General features: G+C 64.8%; 22 protein-coding genes. 10 read left to right on the forward strand and 12 right to left on the reverse strand.

The window, feature by feature from the left end; translation table 11 throughout:
* Nucleotides 1–9: 9 nt before the first annotated feature.
* The gene (locus tag TMPK1_RS15155) at nt 10–936 is read right to left on the reverse strand and encodes a porin (protein ID WP_420243956.1); all 927 of its coding nucleotides are present in this window, start codon (nt 934–936) and stop codon (nt 10–12) included.
* Between TMPK1_RS15155 and TMPK1_RS15160 the strand changes: the two genes are divergently transcribed.
* The 3 genes from TMPK1_RS15160 to TMPK1_RS15170 are packed head-to-tail and all read left to right on the forward strand — an operon-like array spanning nt 926 to nt 2,796.
* Nucleotides 926–1,591, forward strand: a complete 666-nt coding sequence (locus TMPK1_RS15160; RefSeq protein ID WP_420243958.1) for a YggS family pyridoxal phosphate-dependent enzyme — start codon at nt 926–928, stop codon at nt 1,589–1,591. The genes TMPK1_RS15155 and TMPK1_RS15160 overlap by 11 nt on opposite strands.
* Nucleotides 1,592–1,643: 52 nt before the next feature.
* Entirely contained in the window at nt 1,644–1,898 is a 255-nt protein-coding gene (locus TMPK1_RS15165) for a cysteine rich repeat-containing protein (protein WP_420243959.1), read from the forward strand.
* 1 nt (nt 1,899) lies between these two features.
* Nucleotides 1,900–2,796, forward strand: a complete 897-nt coding sequence (locus TMPK1_RS15170) for an alpha/beta hydrolase (RefSeq protein ID WP_420243960.1) — start codon at nt 1,900–1,902, stop codon at nt 2,794–2,796.
* 6 nt (nt 2,797–2,802) lie between these two features.
* Here the strand turns inward: TMPK1_RS15170 and TMPK1_RS15175 are convergent, their stop codons facing one another.
* The 3 genes from TMPK1_RS15175 to TMPK1_RS15185 all read right to left on the reverse strand — a co-directional run bounded on the left by TMPK1_RS15175 (nt 2,803) and on the right by TMPK1_RS15185 (nt 5,249).
* Nucleotides 2,803–3,495, reverse strand: a complete 693-nt coding sequence (locus TMPK1_RS15175; protein ID WP_420243961.1) for an acid phosphatase — start codon at nt 3,493–3,495, stop codon at nt 2,803–2,805.
* A gap of 89 nt (nt 3,496–3,584) precedes the next feature.
* Complete coding sequence (locus TMPK1_RS15180) at nt 3,585–4,112, reverse strand: L,D-transpeptidase family protein (RefSeq protein WP_420243962.1); 528 nt, start codon at nt 4,110–4,112, stop codon at nt 3,585–3,587.
* A gap of 132 nt (nt 4,113–4,244) precedes the next feature.
* A complete protein-coding gene (locus TMPK1_RS15185) occupies nt 4,245–5,249 on the reverse strand; it encodes a hypothetical protein (protein ID WP_420243963.1) in 1,005 nt (334 codons plus the stop codon).
* 149 nt (nt 5,250–5,398) lie between these two features.
* On the opposite strand from TMPK1_RS15185, the gene TMPK1_RS15190 reads away from it, so the two are divergent.
* The 5 genes from TMPK1_RS15190 to TMPK1_RS15210 are packed head-to-tail and all read left to right on the forward strand — an operon-like array spanning nt 5,399 to nt 8,159.
* Nucleotides 5,399–5,953 carry a helix-turn-helix domain-containing protein gene (locus TMPK1_RS15190; RefSeq protein ID WP_420243964.1) on the forward strand — a complete coding sequence of 185 codons (555 nt, stop codon included), beginning with the start codon at nt 5,399–5,401 and terminating at the stop codon, nt 5,951–5,953.
* The gene (locus TMPK1_RS15195; protein WP_420243965.1) at nt 5,950–6,750 is read left to right on the forward strand and encodes an MBL fold metallo-hydrolase; all 801 of its coding nucleotides are present in this window, start codon (nt 5,950–5,952) and stop codon (nt 6,748–6,750) included. Before TMPK1_RS15190 ends, TMPK1_RS15195 begins: the two co-directional genes overlap by 4 nt.
* 20 nt (nt 6,751–6,770) lie before the next feature.
* Complete coding sequence (locus TMPK1_RS15200; RefSeq protein ID WP_420243966.1) at nt 6,771–7,118, forward strand: hypothetical protein; 348 nt, start codon at nt 6,771–6,773, stop codon at nt 7,116–7,118.
* A gap of 4 nt (nt 7,119–7,122) precedes the next feature.
* The gene (locus TMPK1_RS15205) at nt 7,123–7,929 is read left to right on the forward strand and encodes a hypothetical protein (protein WP_420243967.1); all 807 of its coding nucleotides are present in this window, start codon (nt 7,123–7,125) and stop codon (nt 7,927–7,929) included.
* Nucleotides 7,926–8,159, forward strand: a complete 234-nt coding sequence (locus TMPK1_RS15210) for a hypothetical protein (RefSeq protein ID WP_420243969.1) — start codon at nt 7,926–7,928, stop codon at nt 8,157–8,159. Before TMPK1_RS15205 ends, TMPK1_RS15210 begins: the two co-directional genes overlap by 4 nt.
* A 40-nt stretch (nt 8,160–8,199) precedes the next feature.
* On the opposite strand, the gene TMPK1_RS15215 is transcribed toward TMPK1_RS15210, so the two are convergent.
* Nucleotides 8,200–8,589, reverse strand: coding sequence for a cupin domain-containing protein (locus tag TMPK1_RS15215; RefSeq protein WP_420243970.1), 390 nt, complete (start codon nt 8,587–8,589; stop codon nt 8,200–8,202).
* A 211-nt stretch (nt 8,590–8,800) separates the two neighbouring features.
* On the opposite strand from TMPK1_RS15215, the gene TMPK1_RS15220 reads away from it, so the two are divergent.
* Entirely contained in the window at nt 8,801–9,040 is a 240-nt protein-coding gene (locus tag TMPK1_RS15220) for an antitoxin (protein WP_420243972.1), read from the forward strand.
* 3 nt (nt 9,041–9,043) lie between these two features.
* The gene (locus TMPK1_RS15225) at nt 9,044–9,430 is read left to right on the forward strand and encodes a PIN domain-containing protein (protein ID WP_420243973.1); all 387 of its coding nucleotides are present in this window, start codon (nt 9,044–9,046) and stop codon (nt 9,428–9,430) included.
* A 23-nt stretch (nt 9,431–9,453) separates the two neighbouring features.
* Here TMPK1_RS15225 and TMPK1_RS15230 read toward each other — a convergent pair whose 3' ends face one another.
* The 7 genes from TMPK1_RS15230 to TMPK1_RS15260 all read right to left on the reverse strand — a co-directional run bounded on the left by TMPK1_RS15230 (nt 9,454) and on the right by TMPK1_RS15260 (nt 15,904).
* Nucleotides 9,454–10,668 carry a lysozyme inhibitor LprI family protein gene (locus TMPK1_RS15230; RefSeq protein WP_420243975.1) on the reverse strand — a complete coding sequence of 405 codons (1,215 nt, stop codon included), beginning with the start codon at nt 10,666–10,668 and terminating at the stop codon, nt 9,454–9,456.
* A gap of 5 nt (nt 10,669–10,673) precedes the next feature.
* Nucleotides 10,674–11,282 (reverse strand): outer membrane lipoprotein, encoded by a 609-nt coding sequence (locus tag TMPK1_RS15235; protein ID WP_420243977.1) that lies wholly within the window; start codon nt 11,280–11,282, stop codon nt 10,674–10,676.
* A gap of 132 nt (nt 11,283–11,414) precedes the next feature.
* Entirely contained in the window at nt 11,415–12,353 is a 939-nt protein-coding gene (locus TMPK1_RS15240; protein WP_420243978.1) for a S41 family peptidase, read from the reverse strand.
* Between the two features lie 69 nt (nt 12,354–12,422).
* A complete protein-coding gene (locus TMPK1_RS15245) occupies nt 12,423–13,016 on the reverse strand; it encodes a Yip1 family protein (RefSeq protein ID WP_420243980.1) in 594 nt (197 codons plus the stop codon).
* A gap of 20 nt (nt 13,017–13,036) precedes the next feature.
* On the reverse strand, nt 13,037–14,989 hold the full coding sequence (gene acs / locus TMPK1_RS15250; RefSeq protein WP_420243981.1) for an acetate--CoA ligase: 1,953 nt from the start codon (nt 14,987–14,989) through the stop codon (nt 13,037–13,039).
* A gap of 220 nt (nt 14,990–15,209) precedes the next feature.
* Entirely contained in the window at nt 15,210–15,620 is a 411-nt protein-coding gene (locus tag TMPK1_RS15255) for an EVE domain-containing protein (protein WP_420243983.1), read from the reverse strand.
* Entirely contained in the window at nt 15,617–15,904 is a 288-nt protein-coding gene (locus tag TMPK1_RS15260) for a YciI family protein (protein WP_420243985.1), read from the reverse strand. The genes TMPK1_RS15255 and TMPK1_RS15260 overlap by 4 nt, the downstream gene beginning before the upstream one ends.
* Between the last annotated feature and the right edge of the window lie 16 nt (nt 15,905–15,920).

A 15,920-nucleotide genomic window follows, 5' to 3' on the forward strand; every position in this document is an offset into this window, starting at 1 on the left:
CGGCCGGTCTTAGAACGAGCCGCGCGCTGCCAGCAACAGCAGCGACCTCTCGCGCTGATCTACCGCATCGGCCAGGAGATTGAGCCAGGGCCGCACGGCCCAATCAGCGCCGATCGCAACCACCCGCCGCCCGTTCAAATCGCGCGCCCAGCTGGTGCCGAGTTTCACCGCCGACCCGCTCCAGGTCAGGCCCACATTCGGCGCGACTTTCGTGTCGTCAGTGAGCCCACCCGCCAAACTCCAGGCGCCCCACGTCGCTTCGGCGCCCACCGCCCAGCCGTCATGCTCGACGGCATGCGCATAACCCGCGCCCAATTTCAGCTCAACCGATCCAAGCGTGCGTGTCCCGTTGACCGCGATTTCGCCCAGATCGCGCAGACCCTGCGGTCGCGCCAGCCGTCCGCCGCGCGGCGTGATCGCGTAGGTGCCGAGCCGCGGCGCAAAGCTCGCCGCCAACTGCACGCCGACAAAGGCCGGGCTGACATAGGAAATCCGCGTCGACGCGTCGTCATCGAGCCGCAACGGCGCCAACCGTGCCGGCGCGTATCCATAAAAGCCCTGGTCGCCATCGACCTGACCCAGCCCGACCCGCGCCGCGCGCGGCAGCACTTGCGCGACTGCGCCCGGCGCATCCCCCAGTTGGATCCGACCCCAACCGGCTTGCGCATATAGATAGGCAGCCGTCTCGCGCGGCCGGGCCGAGCCTTGTGCGCCATAGAAGCCGTATTCGATGCCGGTGGCCGAAACGTCGAAGGCTTTGAGCTGCAGGCTGCCGTCGAACATCCCGTTTGGCTGCGCCCGACCGCCATCATGTTTTAGGGGCGCGCCCTCGGCCTGCACCCACCCGGAAAACGCGGTGCGGATGTCGGCGCGTGCGACGCCGCCCGACATGGACAGGAAAAGGACCAGGGGTAAGGTGCGCGCCATGACCGACATTGCGGGCAATCTAGAGCGCGTTCGCGCCGCCATCGAGCATGCAGCGATCAAGGCCGGACGCGATCCGCGTTCGGTGGCGCTGATGGCGGTGTCGAAAACCTATCCGGCCGACGACGTCGCAACCGCGATTGCGACCGGCCAGCTTCTGTTCGGCGAAAATCGCGTGCAGGAAGCGCAGAAGAAATTTCCCGCTCTTCGCACCGCGCATCCGTCGATGAAGCTGCATCTGATCGGCCCGCTCCAGACCAACAAGGCAGTCGACGCGGTCTCGACCTTCGACGCGATCCATTCGCTCGACCGGCCGAAATTGATGCAGGCGCTGTGCGATGCGATGGCGAAAACCGGCAAACGTCCGAACTGTTTTCTGCAGGTGAATACCGGCCGCGAGCCCCAAAAGGCCGGCGCGATGCCCGAAGACGTCGACAGTTTCGTCGTCCATGCGCGCGAGAATTTCAAACTGCCGATCGTGGGCCTGATGTGCATCCCGCCCGCCGACGCCGATCCGGCGCCGCATTTCGCGTTGCTGGCCGCGCTGGCGAAAAAGAACAATCTGCCAGGCCTGTCGATGGGGATGAGCCACGACTACGAAATCGCCATCGCGCACGGCGCCACGCATGTGCGCGTCGGCAGCGCGATCTTCGGTGCACGCACGTAAGCGCGAAGGAGTTTCGGCGCTGCGCCGTGCAATCAGCTCAATAGGAGTTCCAATGATCCGCTTGCTTGCCGCTCTGCTGTTGATCGCCGGCACCGCCTCGGCTGCCGAGCCTGAGATTCCTGCAGCGCGACAACAGCAGCTGCGTGCGATCGCCGAAGCCTGCACGCCCGACGCACAGAAATTCTGCAAAGACGTCGAACGTGGCGAAGGCCGTATCGTGAAATGCCTGCGCGATCACGCGGCCGAGCTGTCGCCCGCCTGCAAAGCCGGGCTGGTGCCAGCGCAGCCGGCCGCGCCGAAAAAATAGAATGAACCGCGCCGCGCGGCTTCTGACGCTCGCGCTGGTTGGCGCGACTTTGGCAGGCTGCGGCGCCGGCGCTGCAATCCGGGCCGCGCGCAGTATGCGCGAACAGGCGCAACCGGCCGCGACGCCGGCTGCAGCGGCGCGCACCGATCGCGACGTCGCGTACGGAACCGACAAGGCGCAACGGATCGACGTCTATGTGCCCGCCGGCGCCGCAAACGCGCCGGTGATCTTGATGGTACATGGCGGCGGCTGGCGCCGTGGCGACAAGGCAATGCAAGGCGTCGTCGCCAACAAGGCGGCGCATTTCCTGCCGCGCGGCTACGTCTTCGTGTCCGTCGAAACGCGGCTGGTGCCCGATGCCGATCCGCTGGAACAGGCGCGCGACGTGGCACGCGCACTGGCCTTCGTGCAGCAGAATGCAGCGCGTTGGAACATCGATCCGGCGCGCGCGGTGCTGATGGGTCATTCGGCCGGCGCGCATCTGGTGGCGCTGCTTGGCGCCGACCAATCGATTGCAACCTCGCTGGGTGCGCAGCCCTGGCGCGGCACGATCCCGATCGACAGCGGCGCCTACGACATCGCGCGCATCATGACGAACCGGCATTTCGGTCTGTACGACACGGCCTTCGGCAAAGATCCGGCGGCCTGGCATGCCGCGTCCCCGATCGAACGCGTACGCGGCGCGCCCGCGCCGATGCTGTTGATCTGCAGCACCACGCGCCCCGACGATTCCTGCGGCCAGGCACGCGCCTTTGCGGCGCGGCTCGCATCTGCCGGTGCGCGCGCCGAGGTGCTTCCGCAAGCGCTGTCGCATCTCGACATCAACACGCAGCTTGGTTTGCCGGGTGCCTATACCGACGCGGTCGACGCGTTCCTGGCGTCGCTGGGGCTGCCGTAAGCGCGCCTACGCCAACCCCAACGCGTGGCGCATCTCGGCCCGCACGGGCTCGAACGCGGCGCGGAATTCGGGTGACGCCAACAACAGCTCGGCCATCCGCAACGCCAGCGCACGGCTTCCCACCATGTCGCTCGGATAGTGCGATCCGCAAACCAGCCGGTTGTTGGCGAAATCGTCGCCGCGCTTGACGATCGCCGCTTTCTTCTCGGGCAGGGCCTCGCTCAACAGGCGCGCATACAACACGCCGCGCAGCATGTAGCCGCTGGGATAGGACGTGCCGATATCTTTGGTGCGGCAGACCGGATGCAAGGTCGTGTCGACCTCGAACGGACGCGGGCGTTTGAACAAATCTTTGGCGCCATCGCCAAACGCGCTTTCATCGTCGCGCACGCGTTTGAAGAACGCAGCAGTGAGCGGCAATTGCGCTTCGGTGAAGTTCGGTCCCAACACAGTCGCGAACAGGAACACGGTCGGATTGTTTTCGTCGTAGCGCGCGCGTTCGGCGTCGGCCTCGCTACGGTGCGCTTCGATGCGATGCAGGGCTGCGAGATCGGATTTAAGCGCGGCCGATCCAGCTTGCGGCGGTTCCGGCAGCACGGCGCGCAGATCGATCTTGTCGCGTTGCAGGAACGAAGGTTCTGCGGCGAAGGTAGTGCTCGTGCTCAACAGCAAGATCGGCAACCAGGCGGTGCGCTTCATCTGCGGCTCCATCTTCACGGGTGCGGAGCGCGCAACAAATCACGACACGCGTGGATCGCACAGCAAGATTGCTGGCGCGAATCGGCGTGCTACTCGCCGATGCGGAGCAACGTCGCGCGGCCGATCACGCTGACCAAGTTGCGCAGGTCCGATACCTGCAACGCGACACAGCCGTGGGTCGGCGCGAAATCTTCGCGCGCGACATGCAGAAAGATTGCACTGCCGCCATAGGCCAGAACCGGATCGTCGTTGTGGCCGATTACGACCAGCAGGTCGTACAGCGCGTCGTCGCGCCATAGAACCTCGTGGCTGGCATCGAACGGCAATTTGACCTGGCAGTTGTACGCGAGGTCGCGCGGTGCATCGCACCAGCCGTCATCCGGTTCGATCGCCGCGACCGGCAGAATGGTTTTCGGTTTTTCGATCCGGTCGGCGCGGTAGAGAACGCGGCGGAATGGAAACAGGCCGGCCGGCGTGACGCCGTCGCCTTCGCGCTTCTCGCGCTTGATGCCGCCCGGGCCCAACGCGCACGGCGCGTGCTGATCGCCCCAGCGCACGATGCCGCGGGCGCGGTCGTGTTCGTCTTGGGACACGCTGATCATCGGAACGGCAAGCATTGGGCGGCGCATCCTGCTGCGCCATCGCGTCATGCCAAAGCTGAATTTGCGCGCGTGCGTTGGCGCGTGCGGATCGGCGAATGAGGTGCGCGAGGAAAATGCCGAAATCGCGAACCCGAAACGGATTCGGCGTTACTGCGTGATGCTGACCGTGCGGGCCGCGTCGCCGCCGCGCATCGCCTGATATTTCTCCAACGCCGCCATCATGTTGGCGTTGAATGATTCGGGATTGGCCTGCAGCGTCGCCTGGGCCTGGGCGACCGACGGCGGTTGCATCGAGCCCGCTTGTGCTTGCGGCAGGATCGAGGTCGGCGCACCAACCTTGGCCGGCGCTGCAACCGCAGGCTCGACCGCGACTGCATCATTGGCGGTCGCGCCCGCGGCGGTCGTCTTGGTTTTTGCGCTGCGCGCTGCGCTGGTCTCGATCGTCGACAAGGTCTGCAGCGGACGCGCCGGCTGGTGCGAGAAATTCGCGCGCTGCAGCGAGCGATAGAAATCGGTCGGTTGCTGCGCCGCCGCTGCCTGGGCCGCAGTTGCAGGCGCTGCTTGCGCGACGGCTGGCTGTACCAGCGAACGCTGCAACGGATAGGTCGCCTGAGTCGCGGCGCCCGGCGTGCGCGCGATGCGCTCGGCTGCGAAGTCGGCGGGCTGGCCGCTCGCTTCGTCGAGCATGATCGACGTGGTCTTCAATGCGATCGCACCGGCGCCCGGCACGACGATCGCGTTCGATGCAGCTTTGTCTTCGGGTACGACTTCGCCGGTCGCGACGTCGGTCACGGTGACTTCGGGTTTCTTGTCGTCGTCGGCTAGGCCAACCGCTGCCAGCAGATGGTGGCCGATCGTGCTGCCGCTCGCTTCTTTGACGACGCTGTCCACCGCCGCGCCGATCAATCCGAAGATGCCGCCAAAAATCGCGCCGCCGATCAGGTTCGGCAGCGTCTTGATCTCGGAACCGGTGGCTTCGCGATAGATGGTCGAGATGATGGGCAGGTGCTGCAGCGGATTGATCGCGTCCAGCACGTCGCTGAAGGAAAGGTCGTCGCCCGTCGCGCCCTGCGTATTGGCAAGCGTCGTCGTGGCCGACGGTGCGTCGGGCACATAGCCGCTGCCGGGGACGAGGATGGGCGAGGACTCCATTGCCCGTCAGATCAGCAAGGCCCGTGCCACCGCCCGACCGCAGGTTTTTGGGAGATTTCGCTGGATTTGCGCCCGGTTCACAGCCGCGTGGGCAGACTCTGCCGGGGCCGCCTCGGCAAGGGCTTCGAACTGTTCTAGCGTCCGGGCGCATGCAGAAACCGCCTTTGCGCCTGGTCGCCGTGCTCGCTGACGATGACGCGTTGGCGCGGGCCTTGGGCGAACAGCTGACCGTCGAGCGCGGCTACAGCGTCCGCCCGGTGCAGGCGGGCGCGGCGCCCCCACCCGGCTCGGTCCTGGTCGCCAACACGCCTGCCGGCGTCACCCTCTCCCCCGGTCCGGGCCATCCGCTGCCGGTGCCGTTGCGCCTCTCGACGTTAATTGCGCGCATCGAAGCCGAATTCGCGCCGGCCCAGCGCATCGTCGGTGCCTTTACCTTTGAACCGAACGACCGCGCGCTGACGCACGAACTGACCGGTGCAACGGTGCGCCTGACCGAACTCGAAAACGCGATCCTGCTGCGCCTGGTCGATGCCGACGGCGACGTGGTCGAACGCGAACGTCTGCTGGCCGAAGTCTGGGGCTACAGCGCCGACGCCAATACGCACACGGTCGAAACCCATGTCTGGCGCCTGCGCCAAAAGCTGGGCGACGAAGCCGCCGAACTGCTCGTCACCGACGGCGGCGGCTATCGATTGGCCGCATGAGCTTCGACGTAAAGATCTGGGGCGCGCGCGGTTCGATGCCGTGCACCGGCGCATCGCACGCCACGTACGGCGGCGACACGGCTTGTATCGAGCTGACAATCGACACGCGCCGCGTGGTGATTGATGCGGGTACGGGCCTCGCGCAACTCGGCCTCACCCATCCGAACCGTGCCTATGCGTGCGACCTGCTGCTCAGCCACGGTCATCTCGATCACGTGCAGGGAATTCCGTTTTTCGCGCCACTCTATCGCGGCGACAGCGAGATCCGTTTGTGGCGCGCCGATCCCGATCCGCTGGCGCCGCTGCTCGATCCGCCGCTCTCGCCGGTCAGTCTCGATCTGATGCGCGGCCTCACCGACATCCACATCGTGCAGGCCGGCGACGTGCTCGATCTGGGCGACGGCATCACCGTGCGCACACTGGCGCTGAATCATCCTGGCGGCTCGCTGGGCTTTCGCGTCGAGGCGCAGGGCAAGGTGTTCACGACCTTGTTCGACCACGAACCCGGCATCGTCGCCGCGATCGACGCCGCTATTCCCGACTTTGCGCGTAACAGTGATTTGCTGGTGGTTGACGCAACGTTCGATGCGACCGATTTGGCTAGCAAGCGCGGCTGGGGCCACGGCACGTGGGAACAGGCCTGCGACATTGCCAAGTCGTGCGGTGCGCGCCAGTTGTTGTTGTTCCATCACGACCCGCGCAACGACGATGTCGCACTCGACGAGGTCGAACGCGCGGCGCAAGCTGTGTTCAGCGCCGCGTCGTGCGCGCGCCAAGGTTCGACGGTCTCGCTCTAGTGCTGTTCAGGAGAGGCACGATGAAATCGCTTTTCGCTGCTGCAGTTGTTTCGCTCGTTCTTGGCTCGCCGGCGTTGGCGCAGACCAACACAACGGCGCCGATCGGATCGCCGGTGCCGAACGCAAGTTCGGATCTGAATCGCTTCCCGCAAGACGCGATCCAGAACGGCCGCCGCCGCCAGGCGACGCGCGCCGAAATCGAACAACGCGCCGGCGCACCCGGTTCGCCGCTGGCGGGCAAGCCGCTGTTGGAAACGTCGAAAGACGCCGACAAACAGACCGACCGTCTGTTCGAAGAGTCGCTCAAAAATTCCAAGGGCGTGACGCCCGACGATCCGTCGGCGCGGCCGCCGGTGGGGTCGCGCTGACTTGATGCGCGTCGCGCGGTCGATCCGGGCGGCCGCGCGTTGTTTCGTTCTGTTGCTGCTCGTGCCGCTCGCGGCCTGCAGCAGGTCGCCAACGTTGCCCGCCGGCATCGACGAGACTGCGCGTCTCTATGTGGCGGCAATCGACGCCAATGATTTGAAGGCCGCCGCAGCAGTCGCGGATGGACCTGAACTGTATGACCCGTACAACGTCGCAAAGCTACGCAGCTTCACCGGCAACTACGAAAACGCACTCGACCGCGTCTATTGGCAGCTGCGGCGTCCGTACGTAGACAGCGCCGATCCCAACCCGCCGCCGATCACGACGCTGACCTACCAACGCCAGCGCCGCGATGACTGGCTCGCGATCCATCTCATGGTGCGTGGCGAAGGCGACGCGGCGCGCATCGTCAGCATCAACGTGGAATCGATGGCGCGACCGTTGCCAACCGGCCGGTCGTTCCGGTTCGACGGTATGCAGGCGCGCGATTGGATCAATCTCGCTTCGCTGCTTGTGGCAATCGCGGCAACGATCTGGGGTCTGACGTCATCCGTGCGCAGACCGCCGACCTATCGCTGGTTCTGGCGCGTCGTCCTGGTAATTGGGCTGGTGCAACCCGCGTTCAGTGACGATCTGCGTTCCTTCGGAACCGCGTTTCTGAATCCCGGCATGTTCCAGTTCACGCACGTGCGGTCTCCGGTCGAGTTGTTCTCGATCCAGTTCTGGGTTCCGCTTGGCGCCATCTTATTTTTGCTGTTCCGTCGCTATCCGACGCCGTTTGCGCGTCCCCGCACAATCGAGGAAGCCGCATGAGCCAGGCCGCCGGCAGCAATGCCGAGAAAATCAAAATGCGCAAAGCCATGCAGGCTGCATTGCAGTCGGCGATCACCAACGGCGTCTTCGGCACGAGAGCAAAACTGATCGCGCATTTGAAGACGCGCGATTTGAAGTTCGTGTCTGAGGCCGGCGGAAAGATGCAGGTCGAAAGCGCGAAGTACGGCGCGTTCGAGGTCGACGTGCCGGAGGGGTTGCGGAAAGGATAGTGCTGCGCCGCTCGCGCGAACGGCGCAGCACGCGCAGTGTTTACTTCTTCATCGTCGCGACAGGTTGATCCTTCGCGACGACGTACGTTTGAATCGTGCGTGCCGGCACGGTGCCGTCATTCTTGCCTTCGTGTACGACGCCGGCGTTGTTGTGGAACGACTCGCCGGTTTTGTAGGTCTTCCACTCGCCGCCTTCGCTGCGCAGCTTGAACTCGCCTGCAACGACGGTGGCGTATTCGTCGCCAGGATGCGTGTGCCAGCCCAAAGCGGATCCCGCCGGCCACGTCACATCGACCAGCACGACTTGCTTGTCCGGCGACCCGGTCAGCGGTTCGGTCATCAGCACTTTGCGTTCGGGCGCCGGCGCATCGGCGGCATAGACCGGCAGCGCAACAGCAGACAACAACAGTGCGAGTGCAATACGACGCATGAGCCCTCTCCGTTCTTGCCGCTGGCTATCGGTGAACGGGGCATGCGGCGTCGGCCTCGTCCTTTGTGCCCGCGAGCTTAGGCCGGCCGGCGGGTCGAGGACGACTAGGCCGACCCTTTATTCCGATGCGCCGTAGGCAGGGCCCGCGGAACTCGTCTTGCCGCCGAGGCTTTCTGCGGTATATACGTGTGATGACGAAGTGGGGTCGCCGATGACAATCACGAAAAGCCGGACGTTTCGGAGCGGCAATAGCGAGGCCGTACGCCTTCCGCGCGACGTCGCGTTCGGGAGCGACATGGAGCTCACGATCGTGCGGTCTGGCGAGGTACTGACCATCTATCCCGTCAAGCCGCCGGTGCGCGATCTGATTGCGCGTCTACATGCGTTGCCAAAGCCGAGCGCAGTCGAAACGCGAGACGACGAACCATTGCCCGAACGCCACGGGCTTTGACGATTGGCGTTCCTGCTCGACACAAACGTCGCCATTCATCTTCGCGACGGTGACGCGACAGTTGCGCAAAAGATCGCGGCGCTCGATGGCGCAGTTCTGTTGTCGATTGTCACCCGTGTCGAACTTGAAGAAGGCGTTCACCGCGACGCTGCCGAAGCGCATCTGCGCCGACCACGCCTTGATGCGATCTTGTCCACGCTCCCGGTTCTCGCGTTCGACGATGCTGCCGCCGACGCGTACCGCGCAATCGTCGAAGCCGCTGGATATTCACGACGCAAATTGCTGGATCGAATGATCGCCGCGCAGGCGCTTGTTCATCATGCAACACTCGTCACGATGAACGCAGCCGACTTCAAAGACGTGCCAGGACTGTCCCTGCTCGAATGGTGAACAGCCAGGCGGCAACATCGTGCCTAGCGCCGTGTAACCGTCGCCGCGCCATACGCCATCCGCCGCGCACGCAGAAACGCGACGCCGCCTTTGCCGCGGTCGAAGACGCCGAATACATAGTCGGGCCACACGCGCCAGCCCAATGTCGGCATGCCGATGAGCACGACATGTTTGGCGCCGGACAGCTCGACCTCGACCAATATGTCGTCGTTGCTGAGGCTGTAGTCGTACGGCGCGATGTCGAGCGCTGCGCCATGCGCGCCGATTTGCGGGCGCTGGTCGAGCATGTCTTGCCATTTCACGCGGGGCAGGTTGCGCACGGTCTTGTCTTCGGCAAGCCAGGCGCGCGCGAAGCTTTCGAGATCTGCGCACATCGTTCCGGTGCAGACGCGCTCGGTCGGCACGAAGCGCGTCTGTGTCTTGCGCTCGAAGGCGCACATCGGTCGCCAGGCACCGCCAACGCGCTGCACCAGCCGCAGGCGCGACGGCGAGGTCTCGACATTGATCAACTCGCCGCCAGCACCGATCGCCGCCGCCGTTCTGTCGTTCAGACAGTGCGCCGACTCGTCGCCCGGAAATGGATCGTCGATCTCGACCACCTTGCTGTTGCGCAGCTCGAAATAGCGCGAGCGTTCGCACGCCATGCTGCCCTGCAACTGCATCGACTTGAACAAGGGCGACGTGCCAAAGCGGTACAGATCGGCCACGCCGCCATCGTCGAGGTCGGCGGGAAAGCCAAGCGCTGCGAATTCCGGCGTGTTGGTGCCTGCGTTCCATACTCTCTGCTGTTTGAGCGGACCGTCCGGCTGCGTGACGAGCGACAACAACGTCGCATCGGTCGGACCGGCGGCGCGCAACGCACGCTCGACGCGATCGCAAATCGGGCCGGGTGCAGCTGCTGCGGCGCGCGCCTGCAGTGATGCGACGTGCAGTTGATACTCGTGCAAGAGACAGAAAAGTTGCTTCTCGGCATTCGCCGGACGATCCCACGGGCCACAGCGGGCGCGCTGCAGGTCCAGCCATACGCGCTGCTCGCGCAACAGCGCGTCGCGTGCGTCGCCGCTGTTGGCAAGCGCGGCGCGAAAGGCGGTTTCCAGATCACGATCGAGCGCGGACAGGTCCGGCGACGCGCAGATCGCGCGTTCGATGTCGGTTGTCGCCTTGGCGCAATCGAAGCTTGGCGCCGCGTGCGCGGTGCTGCCGACGAACAAAGCGACGACGAGCATCCAGCGCAACATGACGGTCAGCTACCGGTGGGTGCTGCGGGTTGTTGCTGGTGTTCGCTGGTTGCGGCGGGCGCGGCCGGTGCTGCTGCAGGCGCAGGTTGTTCCGCCGGCTTTTCTTCTGGCTTCTTCTCTTCGGGCTTCCCCTCGGGCTTCGGCTCTTCGACCGGCACCGTGTAGTCCTGCACGATGCGCGCTTGCGCGCCTTCGATCAGCAACACGCGCGTGCCGATCGCCAACGGTTTTTCATCGTGTTGCGTAACGGACAGCAAGTCGCCGTTGCCGCGCTTGACGATGTATTCGTAGCCCCAGGTGTTCTCGGCCGTCTGCTGCGCCGTGGCGCCGATCAGCCCGCCCGACACGGTGCCGGCCAAGGTCGACAGCGCGCTGGCCGTGCCCTTGCCGATATTGCTGCCGACGATGCCGCCCGCAGCCGCGCCGGTCGCAGCACCGGTGGCTGCATCGCCTTTGATGTCGACCTTGCGCACGCCGATGACGACGCCCTGGTTGACCTTGTTCGCCTGCTGCACCGCCTGCGTGCCGTAGGTGTTGGGCGAGAAATCGCGGGCACAGCCGGCAAGGACCAGCGGCACGGCGAGAATCAACAGGACCTGCGTGGGCCGAAACATTGCGCGGCTCTTCTTTGTGATACGGGCGGGGCGGATCTGCGCGCGCATTCAAGGCAAACGCATGGCAAAAGTCGACTGCCGGATGCGCGCAGCTAAGGTGCGCGCGGGCTGTGGCAGGAGAATCACAGGTCGTTAGCGGCCCGCGCGTTGCGCCCGCACGAGCTCTTCCGCCCGTGCTTGAATTGCGTCGTAGGACGCGCCCGCGTCGAGCTCGACGTCGGGTTTGATGCCAACGCGCTGAAAGCTGGCGCCCGTCGGCGTGTACGCCCGCGCCACCACCAGCCGCATACCGTCTTTGCCGGGTACGGGCAGATGCGCCTGCAAGGCGGAGTCGCCGAAGCTTGGGAGGCCGACCAGCTTCGCCCGCCCGTTGTCGCGCAGCGCGGCCGCGACGATCTCTGCGGCGCCGTTGGTGCGTGCGTCGATCGTCACCACCAGCGGCATGTTGTGCAGCACGTCCGGCCCGTGCGCCTCGTATGTTTCTGCAGCTTCATCACGGCGACCGCGCACCGTCACGATCGTGCCGCGGTCGAGAAACAGCCGCGCGACCGCGACCGTCGCGTCGAGCGATCCGCCCGCGTTGCTGCAAAGATCGAGAACCCAGGCGCGCGCGCCGCGGACGCGTGCTTGCCGGATCGCGGCGCGGAGATGGGTTGCGCTGTCGTCGTCAAAGCGGCGGATGCGCAGATACGCAACACCATCCTCAAGCATCGTCCAGCGCACGTCTGTCATCGCAGCCGGCGCGACCTCGACCTCGCGCGGGGCTGCACCCGGTGCCTGCACCGTCAAGCGAACCGGCGACGGCGACGCGATCTTGATCTTGGCGATTGCTTCGCGCGAAGTCGCGACCGGCTCACCCGCGATCGCCAGAACGCGGTCGCCGACACGAACGCCGGCCGCCTCGGCGTTCATGTGCTCCATCAGGCGTGCGATCACGGGCTGCTCGTCGCGGAATTCGATGCCGACGCCGCGCCACGTATCGGGCACGCCACTGAACAGCTGCTGCTCCGCCGCCGCAGCGCCATTTGCTGCCGCGACCAACGCCGCCGTTAGAATCAGGATGTGAAACACATCTCCACAACGCGCACGCGCGGCGAGAGTTGCAGCCCGTAGATTGGGCGCGTGGACTGAAACGATGCCTTACGCCAACAGCGGACCCATCCCGATCAGCCGGAGCAACGCCGCCATCACGACATAGATGACGATCGTCGCCACCACGACTGCGGCGGTATAGGGCAACGCACTGTCCTTCGGCGCGCGCATGCAAATCGGCAGACCGGTATAGAGCAGGTACAGGCTGTAGAGGCCGAGCAACGTCAGGAGCGACAAGGCCGGAATCAAATTGAACAAGCCGGCAAGCCAAATGGCTGTTTGGCTGAAAGCCGCAACCTTCAGCGCCTGCACATCCTGTCGCGCGCCGCCAAATCTGCGCGCCAACACATCGATCACCATTGCAGCGACGAAGATACCGACAAGCGCCAGCACATAGTGCACCGCTGCGCCGCCGATCGCCGGCAAAAGCCCAGGGTGCACACCGCCGAACAGCAACGACCCAAGCAAGCTGCAGACGGGCGGGATTGCCGCCAGCGGAATCACCCATTGCCGATAGATATTGCCTTCGGTCATCGGCTCGTCGGCGATACGCACCCATTCTTCGCTGGGACGCAGCAACAGCCGTTGGGCGCGTGCGGCGATCGCATTGCGCAGCGGAACCGGATTCGACTCGAACGTCATCGTTGCGCTCCTGGCTGCTGCTACTTCGCGCGGTTCTGGCGGTTCTCGACCAGATCGGTGACGACGGCGGGATCGGCCAGCGTCGACACGTCGCCCAACTGATCATGCTCGTCGGCGGCAATCTTGCGCAAAATGCGGCGCATGATTTTGCCCGAACGCGTTTTCGGCAGACCCGGCGCCCATTGAATGTGATCGGGCGTTGCGATCGGGCCGATCTGCGTGCGCACCCACGCAACCAGTTCCTTGCGCAACGCATCGGTCGGCTGCTCGCCCGCATTCAAGGTGACGTAGGCGTAGATGCCCTGGCCTTTGAGGTCGTGCGGGAAGCCGACGACTGCCGCTTCGGCGACTTTGGCATGCGCGACCAGCGCGCTTTCTACTTCGGCGGTGCCCATGCGATGGCCCGACACGTTGATCACGTCGTCGACGCGACCGGTGATCCAGTAATAGCCGTCTTCGTCGCGGCGACACCCGTCCCCAGTGAAGTACTTGCCCGGATAGGTGCTGAAATAGGTTTCGATGAAGCGCTTGTGATCGCGGAACACAGTGCGCGCCTGGCCGGGCCAACTGTCGATGATGCAGAGATTGCCGTCGGTGGCACCGTCGAGAACTTTGCCGTCGGCATCGACAAGCTGCGGCTGCACGCCAAAGAACGGCACCGTCGCACTGCCCGGCTTGGTCGTGATCGCACCCGGCAGCGGCGTGATCATGTGGCCGCCGGTTTCCGTCTGCCACCACGTATCGACGATCGGGCAACGGCCATCGCCGACGACATTGTGATACCAAAGCCAGGCTTCGGGATTGATCGGTTCGCCGACGGATCCGAGGAGGCGGAGAGATTTACGACTGGTCTTCTTCACCGGCGCGTCGCCGTCGCGCATCAAGGCGCGGATCGCGGTCGGTGCGGTGTAGAAGATCGACACGTTGTGCTTGTCGACCACTTCCCAGAAGCGGCTGACGCTGGGGTAGTTCGGCACGCCTTCGAACATCAAGGTCGTCGCGCCCGACGCCAACGGTCCGTAGACGATGTAGCTGTGTCCGGTGACCCAGCCCACGTCGGCCGTGCACCAATAGATTTCCTTGTCGCGGTAATCGAACACGTACTGGAACGTCATCGTCGCCCAGACGAGGTAGCCCGCGGTCGTGTGCAACACGCCTTTGGGTTTTCCGGTCGAACCCGACGTGTAGAGAATGAATAGCGGATCTTCCGCGCCCATCGCTTCGGGCGGACAATCGGTCGAAGCAGCAGCGACCGAGTCTTCGTAAGAAATGTCGCGGCCCGCTTTCATCGGCACGTTGGCGCCCGTGCGTTTGACGACGAAGACGGTCGACACGTCGGGGCAGGATTCGAGCGCCTTGTCGGCATTCGCCTTCAACGGAATCGCCTTGCCGCCGCGCACGCCTTCGTCGGCGGTGACCAGCACGGTCGAATCGCAATCGAGAATGCGATCCTTCAAACTGTCGGGCGAGAAACCGCCGAACACGATCGAATGCACCGCGCCGATGCGCGCGCAGGCCAGCATCGCAACCGCCGCTTCGACGATCATCGGCAGATACAAGGTGACGCGGTCGCCCTTCTTCACGCCGCGCGCCTTCAACGCGTTGGCGAAGCGGCAGACTTGTTCGAACAGCTCGCGATAGGTGACGTGTTTCGATTGGGTCGGGTCGTCGCCCTCCCAGATGATCGCAGTCTGGTTGCCGCGCGTTGCGACATGGCGGTCGAGACAGTTGGCAGCAACGTTGAGCTGCCCGTCCTCGTACCATTTGATCGCGACGTCGCCTTTGAAGCTGGTGTTCTTGACCTTGGTGAACGGCCGGATCCAGTCGAGCAGCGCCTTGCCCTGTTCGCCCCAGAACGCGTCGGGGTCGCTGACCGATGCCTCGTACATGCGCTTGTAGCCGGCTGCATCGAGCCGCGCCTTGGCGACGAATTCAGGCGGCGGCGGAAAGAGCTGGCTGGCGGCGTCGGTCACTTCAGTCGTCCTCCGGTGTGGCCGGGTTTCATCCCGATCGGCTTGGAGAAACGACCCTAGACGATGGCGACCTGCGCGCTCAACCGCCCGGCTGCGCCGTATTTCGTCATCCCCGCGCAGGCGGGGATCCAGGAGTCACCACACGGGAATTCCAGCAGCACTACGCACGAACACCTGGATCCCCGCCTTCGCGGGGATGACGGCTACGCGAAGCGCGCCGTCACTTCACGCCGCCCAATTTGCACACACGCGCCCACTCGGCTGCCGTCACCGGTTGCACCGACAGGCGCGAGTTCTTGACCAGCACCATGTCTTTCAGCGCCGGGTCGGTTTTGATCGTGGCCAAGGTCACTTCGTTCGGCAGTTTTTCGACCGCCTTCACGTCGACCAGGCCCGACTTCTCGTCCTTGGGATCGGCGTAGAACGTCTTGGCGACCTCGACGATGCCGACGACGCATTTGCCTTCGTTCGAGTGATAGAAGAAGACGCGGTCGCCCTTCTTCATGTTCTTCATGTTGATCAGCGCGCCCGGATTGCGCACGCCGCTCCAGTCGGTGGTCTTCGCCTTGACCATGTCGTCCCAGGAAAAGACCGCCGGTTCCGACTTCACCAGCCAATACGCCGCGCTCATTCGCGCGCACTCGGATAGACCTGGCGAAAGCGCGTGATGGTGGTCGACGCGAACAGACCCGCCTTGGCGTAAGGATCGTCGGCGCAGAATTGCCGCGCCGCCGCCTCGTTGGGAAAGTCGATCACGAAGACCGAACCGAACGGCTTGCCTTCGGCCGACAGAAGCGGACCGGACGTAATGATCTGCGGCACGAATTTTTCGAGAAAGACGAGATGGGCCGGACGCGTGTCGGGACGCGTCGTGCCGGCATCGGTGCGGTCAACGCACTGGATGTGAAACAGCATGGGCCGGACGTTACCG

Origin of the sequence: Roseiterribacter gracilis (genome assembly GCA_018332375.1) — a bacterium.
Lineage (GTDB): Bacteria > Pseudomonadota > Alphaproteobacteria > BOG-932 > Roseiterribacteraceae > Roseiterribacter > Roseiterribacter gracilis.

What these genes read in the sequence shown, in the direction of transcription:
- TMPK1_RS15160 (WP_420243958.1), top strand. Translation starts at nt 926, where the DNA reads ATGACCGACATTGCGGGCAATCTAGAGCGCGTTCGCGCCGCCATCGAG.
- TMPK1_RS15155 (WP_420243956.1), bottom strand. Translation starts at nt 936, where the DNA reads ATGTCGGTCATGGCGCGCACCTTACCCCTGGTCCTTTTCCTGTCCATG.
- TMPK1_RS15165 (WP_420243959.1), top strand. Translation starts at nt 1,644, where the DNA reads ATGATCCGCTTGCTTGCCGCTCTGCTGTTGATCGCCGGCACCGCCTCG.
- TMPK1_RS15170 (WP_420243960.1), top strand. Translation starts at nt 1,900, where the DNA reads ATGAACCGCGCCGCGCGGCTTCTGACGCTCGCGCTGGTTGGCGCGACT.
- TMPK1_RS15175 (WP_420243961.1), bottom strand. Translation starts at nt 3,495, where the DNA reads ATGAAGCGCACCGCCTGGTTGCCGATCTTGCTGTTGAGCACGAGCACT.
- TMPK1_RS15180 (WP_420243962.1), bottom strand. Translation starts at nt 4,112, where the DNA reads ATGCTTGCCGTTCCGATGATCAGCGTGTCCCAAGACGAACACGACCGC.
- TMPK1_RS15185 (WP_420243963.1), bottom strand. Translation starts at nt 5,249, where the DNA reads ATGGAGTCCTCGCCCATCCTCGTCCCCGGCAGCGGCTATGTGCCCGAC.
- TMPK1_RS15190 (WP_420243964.1), top strand. Translation starts at nt 5,399, where the DNA reads ATGCAGAAACCGCCTTTGCGCCTGGTCGCCGTGCTCGCTGACGATGAC.
- TMPK1_RS15195 (WP_420243965.1), top strand. Translation starts at nt 5,950, where the DNA reads ATGAGCTTCGACGTAAAGATCTGGGGCGCGCGCGGTTCGATGCCGTGC.
- TMPK1_RS15200 (WP_420243966.1), top strand. Translation starts at nt 6,771, where the DNA reads ATGAAATCGCTTTTCGCTGCTGCAGTTGTTTCGCTCGTTCTTGGCTCG.
- TMPK1_RS15205 (WP_420243967.1), top strand. Translation starts at nt 7,123, where the DNA reads ATGCGCGTCGCGCGGTCGATCCGGGCGGCCGCGCGTTGTTTCGTTCTG.
- TMPK1_RS15210 (WP_420243969.1), top strand. Translation starts at nt 7,926, where the DNA reads ATGAGCCAGGCCGCCGGCAGCAATGCCGAGAAAATCAAAATGCGCAAA.
- TMPK1_RS15215 (WP_420243970.1), bottom strand. Translation starts at nt 8,589, where the DNA reads ATGCGTCGTATTGCACTCGCACTGTTGTTGTCTGCTGTTGCGCTGCCG.
- TMPK1_RS15220 (WP_420243972.1), top strand. Translation starts at nt 8,801, where the DNA reads ATGACAATCACGAAAAGCCGGACGTTTCGGAGCGGCAATAGCGAGGCC.
- TMPK1_RS15230 (WP_420243975.1), bottom strand. Translation starts at nt 10,668, where the DNA reads ATGTTGCGCTGGATGCTCGTCGTCGCTTTGTTCGTCGGCAGCACCGCG.
- TMPK1_RS15235 (WP_420243977.1), bottom strand. Translation starts at nt 11,282, where the DNA reads ATGTTTCGGCCCACGCAGGTCCTGTTGATTCTCGCCGTGCCGCTGGTC.
- TMPK1_RS15245 (WP_420243980.1), bottom strand. Translation starts at nt 13,016, where the DNA reads ATGACGTTCGAGTCGAATCCGGTTCCGCTGCGCAATGCGATCGCCGCA.
- TMPK1_RS15255 (WP_420243983.1), bottom strand. Translation starts at nt 15,620, where the DNA reads ATGAGCGCGGCGTATTGGCTGGTGAAGTCGGAACCGGCGGTCTTTTCC.
- TMPK1_RS15260 (WP_420243985.1), bottom strand. Translation starts at nt 15,904, where the DNA reads ATGCTGTTTCACATCCAGTGCGTTGACCGCACCGATGCCGGCACGACG.